Origin of the sequence: Ensifer sp. SSB1 (assembly GCF_016652895.1) — a bacterium.
In the GTDB taxonomy this organism is placed as follows: Bacteria; Pseudomonadota; Alphaproteobacteria; order Rhizobiales; family Rhizobiaceae; genus Ensifer.
This window is the reverse complement of record NZ_JAEPRP010000210.1, coordinates 1-11,511: the sequence shown is the minus strand read 5'-3', so window position 1 is coordinate 11,511 and position 11,511 is coordinate 1. Positions and strand designations below refer to the sequence as shown.

The 11,511-nt window shown below is 62.0% G+C and carries 8 protein-coding genes and 1 pseudogene; 3 read left to right on the top strand and 6 right to left on the bottom strand.

The window, feature by feature from the left end; translation table 11 throughout:
* Nucleotides 1-610 (bottom strand): annotated as a pseudogene (locus I8N66_RS32780) (hypothetical protein); the annotation flags it as partial.
* A gap of 221 nt (nucleotides 611-831) precedes the next feature.
* On the bottom strand, nucleotides 832-2,829 hold the full coding sequence (locus I8N66_RS32775) for an EAL domain-containing protein (protein WP_162768634.1): 1,998 nt from the start codon (nucleotides 2,827-2,829) through the stop codon (nucleotides 832-834).
* Nucleotides 2,830-3,142: 313 nt separating this feature from the next.
* On the opposite strand from I8N66_RS32775, the gene I8N66_RS32770 reads away from it, so the two are divergent.
* A complete protein-coding gene (locus tag I8N66_RS32770; protein ID WP_113535941.1) occupies nucleotides 3,143-4,186 on the top strand; it encodes a class I SAM-dependent methyltransferase in 1,044 nt (347 codons plus the stop codon).
* Nucleotides 4,187-4,287: 101 nt separating this feature from the next.
* On the opposite strand, the gene I8N66_RS32765 is transcribed toward I8N66_RS32770, so the two are convergent.
* Nucleotides 4,288-4,887 (bottom strand): TetR/AcrR family transcriptional regulator, encoded by a 600-nt coding sequence (locus tag I8N66_RS32765; protein WP_113535942.1) that lies wholly within the window; start codon nucleotides 4,885-4,887, stop codon nucleotides 4,288-4,290.
* 278 nt (nucleotides 4,888-5,165) lie between these two features.
* Here I8N66_RS32765 and I8N66_RS32760 point away from each other — a divergent pair, with 278 nt between their 5' ends.
* Together I8N66_RS32760 and I8N66_RS32755 are read left to right on the top strand one after the other, a co-directional pair.
* Nucleotides 5,166-6,329: an efflux RND transporter periplasmic adaptor subunit gene (locus I8N66_RS32760; RefSeq protein ID WP_113535943.1), complete on the top strand. Its 1,164-nt coding sequence runs from the start codon at nucleotides 5,166-5,168 to the stop codon at nucleotides 6,327-6,329.
* Nucleotides 6,326-9,424 (top strand): efflux RND transporter permease subunit, encoded by a 3,099-nt coding sequence (locus tag I8N66_RS32755; RefSeq protein WP_291163293.1) that lies wholly within the window; start codon nucleotides 6,326-6,328, stop codon nucleotides 9,422-9,424. The genes I8N66_RS32760 and I8N66_RS32755 overlap by 4 nt, the downstream gene beginning before the upstream one ends.
* Nucleotides 9,425-9,537: 113 nt before the next feature.
* On the opposite strand, the gene I8N66_RS32750 is transcribed toward I8N66_RS32755, so the two are convergent.
* From I8N66_RS32750 to I8N66_RS32740, 3 genes are all read right to left on the bottom strand, one after another.
* Nucleotides 9,538-10,296, bottom strand: coding sequence for an ATP-binding cassette domain-containing protein (locus I8N66_RS32750; protein ID WP_291163291.1), 759 nt, complete (start codon nucleotides 10,294-10,296; stop codon nucleotides 9,538-9,540).
* On the bottom strand, nucleotides 10,293-11,261 hold the full coding sequence (locus I8N66_RS32745; RefSeq protein ID WP_291163289.1) for an iron chelate uptake ABC transporter family permease subunit: 969 nt from the start codon (nucleotides 11,259-11,261) through the stop codon (nucleotides 10,293-10,295). The genes I8N66_RS32750 and I8N66_RS32745 overlap by 4 nt, the downstream gene beginning before the upstream one ends.
* Nucleotides 11,251-11,511: iron chelate uptake ABC transporter family permease subunit (locus tag I8N66_RS32740; protein ID WP_291163287.1), on the bottom strand; the 261-nt coding region annotated here is incomplete at its 5' end. The genes I8N66_RS32740 and I8N66_RS32745, both read right to left, overlap by 11 nt.

The following is an 11,511-nucleotide window of genomic DNA, read 5'->3' as shown; positions in this document are numbered from 1 at the left end:
GGGACGTCCCCGACAGATCTTCAAAGGGGGTGACGACGATCTTCGGGATCGTCGGCCGCGTGTGGACGATGGCCGTCTCCGTTTTGGGAAGAAGGAGTGCAGCCGCTCCCAGACCGCTACCGATGGCGAGAACGGCTGCCGCGGCAAGCCAGGCTCCTCGCCGGGCACGGAGAGCCGACGGATTGCGTCCGGCGCTTGGGGGCACGTCCTTGCCCGGCGGAAGCCAGACATCAACGCGGCGCTCGAAGGTGGGCACGTAGGCGCCCTTGGGTATGCTGATGATAATCGGATCGGTCCGCCCGGCAACGAGGTAGTAGCGTTCGAGCGCCCGGCGAATGCGGCCTGCCTCGATCCGCACTGCCGGATCCGTCTGCGGATCGAAAGAAGAATCCCGACCGAAGACCTCGGTCGCAATCGAGTAGGCCTTTATTCGGTCTCCTCGGCCGGCAAGTGCTTCCTCGATGACATAGGTCAGGAACTTACGGTCACGTTCCGGAGCGTCGAACTCGGCACTTTGGCGAATTCGATCAAGTTGCACCAGAATTTCCGCGTCGGTGGGTGGGGCAGTTGCCGGTTCGATCCGGCTGTCCTGCCGACTTTCCATGGCCATGCACGCTCCCATGGGTCACAATTTTAGATTGTATCCGGCGGCACTGTAAGTTCCCGTATCCTACGTCTCTACCCGGGCAAAGCGCAATATGTATTAGCGGGCTTTGCTAAAGTTGTGCTTCGGCTGGGTTTAACGTGAGCGGCCAGCAGGTATCCCGGATTTCGGGCACATTGACCTCAAAAGAGCGTTCCCGATTGAGGGACAGGCACGCACGATCCCTGTTAGGAGCGTGCGCCGTTTCGCAGCGGAATGCGCGGCTTGTCCGTCGGCGTGCGGAAAGCCTCTGCCGGCGCAGGCCGGCCGACGTGGAAGCCCTGGACCTGGTCGATCCGGAAACGTCGCATCAGCGCCAGCTGTTCGTCGGTCTCGACGCCTTCGATCAGGATCTTGTGGCCGCGGTTGCGCACCAGCCCGATAATGTCCTGCAACATGGCGCGACCCTTTGGCGAGCTGCAATCGTGCAGGAACGACCGGTCGACCTTCACCGTATCGAAATCGATCAGGCGCAGCCAGGAAAGGCCGGCAAAGCCTGTGCCAAAGTCATCCAGCCAGATCCTGATGCCCAGCGTTTCCAGGTCGCTGATACAGCGCAGGATACCTGAATGCATCTCCATTTCGAGCCCTTCGGTGATCTCGAAGGCAAGTCGGCTGCCGGCCACCCCGGTCTCTCCGAGGATCGCGGCGACCGAGGTTGCAAAGCCCGGGGTCTTCAGCTGGATCGGCGATACGTTGACGCTGACGAGCGGAATATGGTTGTCGATGAGGAGCTCGCAGCAGACCGTCTTGATCGCCCAGCGGCCGAGGTCGAGAATGGCGCCGGTCCGCTCGGCAACCGGAATGAAAAGGCTCGGCGGAACCGACGTGCCGTCCAGCATCGTCAGGCGCATCAGCGCTTCGACAGCCTCGACCTCGCCGGTCATCACGTTTCTGATCGGCTGGTAGACGAGCGACACGAGGTTCTGGTCGACCGCGATCTTTAGAAGCGCGGCGATGTTTTCGCTCTCGTCGCTGCTTTGCGGGTCGTTCGGGTCGAACAGCTTTGCACAGTTGCGACCGCTCGCCTTGGCGGCATAAAGCGCGCGGTCCGCCTCGTGGATGATCTTCTCGAGTTTGGCGCCGGTCTGGTTGCGGGTGAAGGCGGCACCGACGCTGACGGTCACGATGGAAACGCCGTCGCGGCGCTGCTCATGCACCAGCCGCATGTTTTCGACGGTACGGCAGATCACTTCCGCCAGTTCGGCTGCCTGCTCCAGGGTATCCAGGCGGGCAAGAATGATGAATTCCTCGCCGCCGTAGCGGCCAATCGAGCCGTTGTAGTCCTTGATTGCCTCGCCGAGCGCATTGGCGACCAAAACCAGGCAGCGATCGCCTTCCTGATGGCCGTAGCAGTCGTTGTATTTCTTGAAGAAATCAACGTCGATCAGCATGGCGGAGAAGTTCTTTCCGAGCTTCTGCCAATCGTTCCAATAGTCGCGCAGCTGCTGGTCGATGGCGCGGCGATTGTCCAGGCCGGTCAGAGGATCGGTGTTGGATAGCCGCAGGAGCGCCATGCCGCGTTCCGACGCTTCGTTCTGCTGGATCTTCGCCTCGAAGGCGTTCAGGAAAACCTTGTAGCGCTCGCGGTTGAGCTTCCAGTTTACGTAGGAGGTGAAGATGAAACAGGAAACGTAGAAGGTTCCAAACGCGATCAGATAGGAAGGATCGTGCTCGGAGAAGAAGGACAGGGCGATGAAGAACGTCGCCAGGACGATCCCGGAGGCGAAAACCGAGAGGCGGAACCGGAAGCTGAAGAAGAGATTGGCGCCCATCATGAAAATGGCGCCGAAGATCATGTAATAGGACATGCTGCTGGTGTCAGCCGTCATCATCGCAGGGACGAGCCAGCCGATATAGCCAAAGACCAGCGCGCCGGCGCACGTGCCGTCGAGCCACTTGGTTCGGGCCTTTATGCGATGCAGAATCTCAAAGGTCAGTAGCGAGCCGATGCCGACGACGAGGCGCGCGACAATCGTATAGAACGCGACATCTGGGACCAGCAGAACGTCGATCGCGCAAAACGACAGATAGACGGCAACCGCGACCCACAGGCCCTGCCTGGTCGCCGCACGGCGGCCGGCCTCGCCCTCCATTCGATAGAGCGTCTGAAGCTCAGCCAAATGCGGCCGGTGCGGCTGCTTGTGCAGGTCGATGTCAACTACGTCGGCCAACGTGTGCTTCATGCACTGATCCATCGAGTTGCGTCACGGTCAACGGAAATCGGTCGTCGCTTTTCCATCAATGGACGTTGTTTCGGACACTCCATACTTGCCGCTCGCGTTAAACCTGCAACAGGGGCGGGTGGCGCGGGGTGGGATGATAGGATGTGTCCATTAAGTTTTGTTAAATTAAAGGGCCGGAACGCCTAGGATTAGACATAACCCAAAGGGAGGAAGCACGAGAATTTACCTTATTATATACAAAAACTTGCAAACCGGCCCGTAATGCGCGCATCTTCGCCAGCATTGTTAACAAAGCATTAACGGATGGTCTCGCGTGCGCCAATTTCAAACGGTTTTCGACGGTCAAAGCCTGATTACTCCCAAGGCGATGGCCGATGAGTTCGTTTCGCCCAGGGGCGAGCGGCACGACGAACAGCTCTCGCTCGGCAGGGCCGAGCTCGCAGTGATTCTCAGGATTGCTCAGGAGCAATTTCTGCAAGGGACTGACCCGGCGAGGATTATCGATCGGCTTGCAGCCGCTCTTCATGAAACGAGGGCCAAGTTCCACCCGAACGTTTGGCAGGAACTGATACCGATCGCGCAGGCGCACCCGGTGGCGGAGTACTTCCTCCAGGACCCGTTCACCCGGTGGTCCTCCGAAAAGCCCCGGGGATACTCGGGCGACGCGCAGCTGCTCGACTTCATCTACGGCCATGCGAGCGTCGCCAAGGAGATCGAGCGGGCATCGCCGGTCGGACGAGCGCTTTACGACTACACGAAGGACGCGTCCTCCTCGGTCGCGGTGCGCGAGCGTCGCGACCTTCTGACCCGGCACGTCGACGAGATCGCCGCCAGCCGCGGTTCCCAGGCCGAAATTCTGACGATTGCCGCCGGACATCTGCGCGAAGCCAATCGTTCGGTGGCGCTTCAGGAGCGCCGGATCAAGCGTTGGGTGGCGCTCGATCAGGATCCGCTCAGCGTCGGTTCGATCAGCCGCGATTTCTCTGGTACCTGCATCGAAGCCGTCGATGGCTCCGTCCGCAGCCTGCTTGGCCGAGACCAGAAGCTCGGCAAGTTCGATTTCATCTATGCCGCCGGCCTCTACGACTATCTGGCCGACAAGGTGGCCATCAAGCTGACGCATCGCTGCCTGCAGATGCTGAAGCCGAACGGTGTCTTCCTGTTTGCCAACTTCGCCCAGGATATCGGCGTCGACGGCTACATGGAGACCTTCATGAACTGGGCGCTGCTTTTGCGTTCGGAGGCGGATATGTGGAACATCATCCACAAGAGCGCGGGCAAGGCCGCCATTGATGCGCGCGTCCAGTTCGGTGCCAACCGCAACATCGTCTACGGCATCATCCAGAAGCGCGCCTGATACTGCTTCCGGATTAGTCTTCCGCCGGCATAGGCCGGCGGAGCATGCAATCCACAATCGCGGCGACACGTGTCCGCTGTCGTCATTCCGTTCGCAAGGCGTCAGTTCTGCCGGCGGAGAAACCGTGTCAGGAGAAGCCGCAGCATCGAGCCTTCGTCTTTCGGCTTGAAGCCGGGGTCGACAGCGACCCGGCTGAAAATGCCGTCGATGATTGCGGCGATCCATCGGGCGGCACGGTCTGCATCCACAGTCCTATCGACCTGGTTTCGATCCGCTGCGTCCCGAAGCAGGGCTGACAGGGCTTGCTGAAGTTCGGCGTCGTTTGCGGCGGCAAGCGTGCCGATCCGCTCGTCACGCATCGCTTCCGCCGCGATTTCGAGCGCCATGCTCGAATAGGTCGGATCGCCTGCAAGCTCGAGAACGCTGTCCATGAAACCGAGCAGGGCGGCGAAGAGGTCTTCGGCTTCACCCAATTTTCGGAAAATCTCCGCCGTTTCTTGACGTTCCACCTCCACGATCGCCGCAATAATGGTGTGCTTGGTCGGAAAGTAATGGAAGAGATTGCCCGGGCTCATGCCTGCCTCGGCACAGATTTCGGCAGTCGACGTGCCGTGGAAGCCCTTGCGCGCAAAACAGCTGATTGCAGCATCGAGGATCAATCGACGTTTGGCGGCGTGTTTCTCGGGGTCGACCTTGCGCATCGCCAGTTCTCCTTGCCGGGTAGTCCTATTATTAGACCGAGCACTCTAATTTCGTGGGGTGGTGCTCCAGTGTCAAGGTCGTTTGCCGACAGGAACTCCGCCATCCTCCCGCAATGATAGTATGTAATCTGCCTTACAATTGTCGCGTTTGATGCGTCAAGATTATTAGATTGACTGATCTAATAATTATTCGCCGCAGTTTGTCCGATCTCGAGGCCGGCAGCTTGGAGCGCCCGTGTTTCCGATCCGACTGGCCTTACCAATGGAAAGCCAATGAAATGAGACGTACCGTTGAGTTGAAAGCCATCCTTGCTGCGCTCTTCGCGCTCGCCATGACGGATGGTGTGGCGCGCGCCTCCGGGGAGGCGGCTGCGTCCGTTCCCGTCGAGAGTGCTGCAATCGGCCGTACCGTGTCGACGCTCGTCGCTGACAGCCGCCCGCAGGCGTGGACGCGATCCTTCGCCGGCATCTTCGTCGCTCGCGAGGAGATTGCGGTCGGCACGACCTTGACCGACCAGCGCATCGCCAAAGTCGAAGTCGAGATCGGGGACCGGGTCGCTGCCGGACAGGTGATTGCCAGGCTGGAGACCGACATGCTGGAAAACCTTCTGCGGGAGGCGGAAGGCCGGGTCGCCCGCGCCGGCGCCACGATGGCGCGCGAAGCGGAAACCGTGACGCAGGAGCAGAGGAAGCTCGCCCGGGCCCGGCAATTGCGCCACCTTCAGGCCGAAACCATCCTCGAAGAGCGCGTCTCCGCACTCGCGATCGCCGAGCAGGCGGTGAAGGTCGCACGGGCCGATTACGAGCAGGCGGAAGCACTCGAGGCCGAGGCGCGCCGCAAACTCGAGCGCGCGGTGATCGTGGCTCCTGCCGCCGGCATCGTCTCCGAGCGGCTTGCGCGCGCCGGTGCGCTGGCGGGCGCGGACCCGCTCGTCAAGCTGATCCGCGACGGTGAGATCGAATTTGCGGCGGAAGTGCCGGAAACGGAACTGCCGCTCCTCGCAGTCGATCAGGCGGTGAAGGTCAAGCTTTCCGGACGCAGTGACTGGATCGTGGGGAAGGTGCGGGTGATCAATCCGAAGATCGACCGCGAAACCCGGCTCGGGACCGCTCAGGTCACGCTGAACACAGGCAAGCCGCCGTTTGCCGGAACGTTCGGCCGGGCGGAGATCGTCGTGGCCGAGCGCAAGGCGATCATGGTCGATGATTCCGCGCTGCTTTACGGGGCTCCCGACGGCAAGGTTTCGGTCTTCGTGGTTGATGCCGGCAAAGTGACGCGCAAGACGGTTCAACCGGGCATGCGTCAGGGCGGCAAGGTCGAGATCGTCTCCGGGCTTGCGGCCGGCGACCGGGTTGTTCTCAAGGCCGGCGTGTCGCTGCGCGAAGGCGAAGCGGTCCTCGCGAAGGATGTTCAGCCGACGCAGACGGGCAAGCAGCAATGACCAGCAACATTTCTGCCTGGGCGATCCGAAAGCCCGTTCCGACGATCGTTCTCTTCGTCGTTCTCACATTGATGGGCATCGCCTCGTTCCTGCGGCTGCCGGTCAATGCCAATCCAAGCGTGTCGTTCCCGGTCGTGACGGTAACGATCACGCAGCCGAGCGCCCAGCCCGCCGAAATGGAAACGCAGGTGACCCGCCGCGTCGAAGGGGTGGCTGCCGGCCTCGTCGGGGTCAGTCACATTCGCTCGACCATCACCAACGGCGTGTCGACGACCACGGTCGAATTCAAGATCGGGACCGATCCAGACCGGGCCGCAAACGACGTGCGCGAGACCGTGGCCCAGATCCGCGCCGACCTGCCGCAATCCATCCAGGAACCGATCGTCTCGCGCCTCGACGTCGACGGCAGCGCCATCGTCTATTACGCCGTGCGGGCACCCCACATGTCGGAAGTGGAGTTGTCCTGGTTCGTCGACGATACGATCACCAGCGAGTTGCTGACGCTGCCGGGCGTACAGAAGGTGCAGCGTCTCGGTGGCGTCAACCGCGAAGTCCGGGTTTCGCTCAATCCCGAACGGCTGCTGGCGCTCGGCGTGACGGCGGATCAGGTCAACACTGCGCTCAGGGAAATCAATACCAACATCCCGAGTGGCCGTGGCGAAATCGGTGGGCGCGAGCAATCGATCCGTACGGTCGGCAGTGCCGGCTCGGTAGAGGAACTCTCGCGACTCTCGATCCCGCTTTCCAGCGGCCGCTGGCTGCAGCTTTCCGATATCGCGACGATCGAGGACACATCCTCCGAGCCGCGCAACTTCGCCCGCTTCGATGGCGAGCCCGTCGTGAGCTTCTCGGTTTCGCGGAGCAAGGGGGCGAGCGATACCGTCGTCGCCGAGGCCGTCATCAAGCGGTTGAAGGAAATCCAGGCGCGCACGCCCGGCGTCGAGATGACCGAGCTGATCTCGCTCGTCGAATACACCCAGGAAAGCTACGATGCGGCCGTCACCGCGCTGATTGAAGGGGCGTTGCTGACCGTCGTCGTCGTTTTCGCCTTTCTGCGCAACTGGCGAGCGACGCTGATCTCCGCGCTTGCCATGCCGCTCTCCATCCTGCCGACCTTCGCGGTGATGGACCTGCTCGGTTTCACGCTCAACGGCATCAGTCTTCTGGCACTGACGCTCGTTATCGGCATCCTCGTCGATGACGCGATCGTCGAGATCGAGAACATCGAGCGGCACGTGGACATGGGCAAGCGCCCGTTCCTTGCTGCGATCGATGCGGCGGATGCAATCGGTCTGGCGATCGTTGCAACGACGCTGACGATCGTTGCCGTCTTTGCGCCGGTCAGCTTCATCGGCGGCGCGGTCGGGCAATACTTCAAGCAATTCGGCCTGACGGTTGCGATTGCCGTGCTGTTCTCGTTGCTGGTTGCTCGCCTGCTGACGCCACTGATGGCGGCCTATCTTCTGCAGCCGCGAGCCCACCACGGCCATTCCGGCAAGCCGTCGCGGATCGCCGAGGCCTATCGGTGCATGCTCGGCTGGACGCTCGACCACCGCAAGACCGCGCTCTCGATGGTCGCGCTGATCTTCATCGGCTCGATCGCGCTTCTGACCATGCTGCCGACAGGCTTCCTGCCGACGAACGACAGCAATGTTTCGCAGCTCAAGATCACTCTGCCGCCCGGCACGAGGCTCGAAGAGACGGCGCGCATCTCCGATGATCTGGTTGCCAAGCTCAAGGCGCGGCCGGAGGTCGAGAACGTCCTGGCGACGGCGGATGATCTCAACGAGGTGTCGCTTCGCATCAAGCTCAAACCGCGAAAGGAACGCGCCCTCGATCGCAAGTCCTTCGAATTGTCGCTCCGTCCGCTGCTGGCGGCAACGCCCGATATCCAGGCGACGTTCTCGTCGGAGCAGGGAGCCAAGGACCTTTCCATCTACCTGACGAGTGACGATCCGGAGGCGCTGATGGCTTCGGTGCGGCGCCTTGAGAAGGAGATGCGTGAGCTTCCGGGACTGGTCAGCGTCCAGTCGACCGAGCCGCTGCTTTCGCCTGAGCTTCTGGTCAAGCCGCGGTTCGACGAGGCGGCAAGGCTCGGCGTGTCGGTGACGTCGATCGGAACCGTCGCCCGCATCGCGACGATGGGAGATAGCGAGAGCAATTCGGCGCGCTTCAACCTCGGCAATCGCCAGGTGCCGATCCGCGTCATGCTCGACCAGGCGGCCAGAGGCGACGTCGACACGCTGCGCAATCTGAGGGTCGGTACGAATGCCGGCACGGTGGTACCGTTGACCTCGGTTGCCGATGTTTCCTTCGGCGCGGAGGAAAGCAGCGTCGAACGTCTCGATCGCAAGCGTCTGATCGCTGTCGAGGCCAACCTCAACGGCATGACGCTCGGCACGGCCTTCGAGGCGATCTCGGCGCTTCCGACCATGACCGAACTGCCCGCAGGCGTGTCGCAGGCCAATTATGGCGACGCGGAATACATGTCGGAGATGTTCCGCAATTTCGCCCTGGCGCTACTTGCCGGCATCCTGATGGTCGCGGCGGTTCTGGTGCTTCTGTTCAAGGACTTCCTGCAGCCGGTTACCATCCTGGTTGCCTTGCCGCTGTCGATCGGTGGGGCGGCGCTGGCTTTGATCCTGTTCGGTGCGGCACTGGACCTTTCGTCGATGATCGGGATCCTGATGCTGATGGGGATCGTCTGCAAGAACTCGATCCTGCTCGTCGACCATGCGATCGAGTGCCGCAACGAGGGCGCCGACCGGCGCACGGCCCTGCTGACGGCTGGGGTCACCCGCGCCCGACCGATCATCATGACGACCATCGCCATGGTGGCGGGCATGGTTCCGGCTGTCATCGGTGTCGGCGCAGGTGCCGCCTTCCGGGCACCGATGGCAATCGCCGTAATCGGCGGGCTCATTACCTCGACGGCATTAAGCCTCGTCTTCGTGCCTGTGATGTTTACCGTGATGGATGACATCAACACGAGAATGGGTCGCTGGCTGAAACGGTTCTCTTCGGTGACGGACGAGGATCATGCGGCGGATGCGGCCCGGATCGGCAAGGAGGGCGCAGGAGCGACCGCCGGCTAGCGTATTGTCTCCTGCCGCTACGATCACGGTCAAAGCGCGCTGTCGGGGCTCTCCGTGCAGCGCGCTTTATGTGTTTCGGCCAGAGCATGCATGGTGCAATGGACGCATGGCGCTTAATCGAAATAGTTGACGAGGCGCGTTTCGCCGACGGCGTGAACTCGGCAATCGACGTCGAAGATTGCCCGCAGGCGGGCCGGCACGATCATGTCTTGCGGCGGTCCCTCGAAGGCGAGGCGGCCGGCCTGCATAGCGACGATGCGGTCGGAATAGGCCGAGGCGAAGTTGATGTCGTGCAGGACGACGACCACGGTCTTGTCGAAGTCGTCGGTGAGGCGCCGCAACAGCTTCATTGTCTCGACCGCATGCTTGATGTCGAGATTGTTCAGCGGCTCGTCGAACAGCATGTAGTCGGTGTCCTGGCAGAGCACCATGGCGATGAAGGCGCGCTGGCGCTGGCCGCCGGAGAGTTCGTCGAGAAAGCGATTCCGGTAAGGCTCGAGCCCGAGATAGGCGATCGAGCGCTCGATATGTTCGGCATCGGCAGCGGTCAGCCGCCCCTTGGAATAGGGATAGCGGCCGAAGGCGACGAGATCGCGTACGCTGAGGCGGGCGGTGATGTGGTTGTCCTGGCGCATGATCGAGAGCCGCCGGGCCAGCACGTCGCCGGCTGTGCGGCTGACGTCGAGACCGTCGACCAGCACCTTGCCCGTATCCATCGGCATCAGCCGGCTGACGATCGATAGCAGTGTCGACTTGCCGGCGCCGTTCGGGCCGATGATCGACGTCAGGCCGCCGGTCGGCAGGGTCAGCGACACCCGGTCGACGACCGCGTTGCCGCCGTAGGATTTCGTCACCTCTTGGATTTCGATCATCGGGCGGAGCCTCGGACAAGCAGGAAGATGAAGACAAGGCCACCGAAGAATTCGATGACGATGCTGAGCGCCGTGTTGAAGGAAAACAGCCGCTCGAGGATGACCTGACCACCAACGAGCGTGGCAATCGCGATGCAGACGGCGATCGGCAGGACGAAGCGGTGGCTGGCGGTCGGCGTCAGTTGCCAGGCGAGGCTTGCGACCAGCAGGCCGAAGAAGGTTACCGGTCCGACCAGGGCGGTGGAGACCGACACCAGAACCGCGATCAGCACCAGCAGAAGAGTGACGACACGCTGATGATCGACGCCGAGGCCGATGGATGCTTCGCGCCCGAGAGCGAGCACGTCGAAGGTCGGCGAAAGCCGCCACAGAACGAAGGTCACGGCCAGGGTTGCCGCGGCGGCAATGCCGAGCAGATTGGCATCGATGCTGTTGAAGCTCGCAAACAGCCTGTCCTGCAGCACGACGAACTCATTGGGATCGAGAATGCGCTGCAGGAACGACGAAAGGCTGCGGAACAGGCCGCCCAGGATGACGCCGACCAGCATCAGAAGATGCAGGCCGCGGCTGGCGCCGGAAAAGAGTGCTCGAAACAACAGAAGCGAGAGGCCGACCATGACGGCCGTTTCGACGAGGAACTGCAACTGCGGATCGAGGGTGCTGGCGCCCGCAGCGCCCAGGAAGAACACCATGATCGTCTGCAGCAGGGTGTACATGGCATCGAAGCCGATGATCGATGGCGTCAGGATGCGGTTGCCCGAGATCGTCTGGAACAGGACCGTCGAGACCGCGATCGCGTAGGCGACCAGCACCATGCCGAGCAGTTTCGTGCCGCGGAAGGAGAGCAGGAAGGACCAGCTTCCCTTGGCACCGATGGTCATGAAAGCGACCAGCGACACGAGGGCAAGCAAGGCAGACGCAATCAGGACGGTGGACGGAGAAAGCCTTCTGGCATCAGCCTGCATGGGATCGCCTCGAAAGCAGGAGATGGAGGAAAATCAGGCTGCCGATAACGCCCATGACCGTTCCCACGGGGATTTCGTAGGGCGCGATCACGAGCCGCCCGACGATATCGCAGGCGAGCACCAGGCCGGCGCCGGAGATGGCGACGACAGGCAGCGTGCGTCTGAGATTGTCACCCATGATGAGGCTGACGATATTGGGGACCACGAGGCCGAGGACCGGGATCATGCCGACGGTGGCGACGACCGTTGC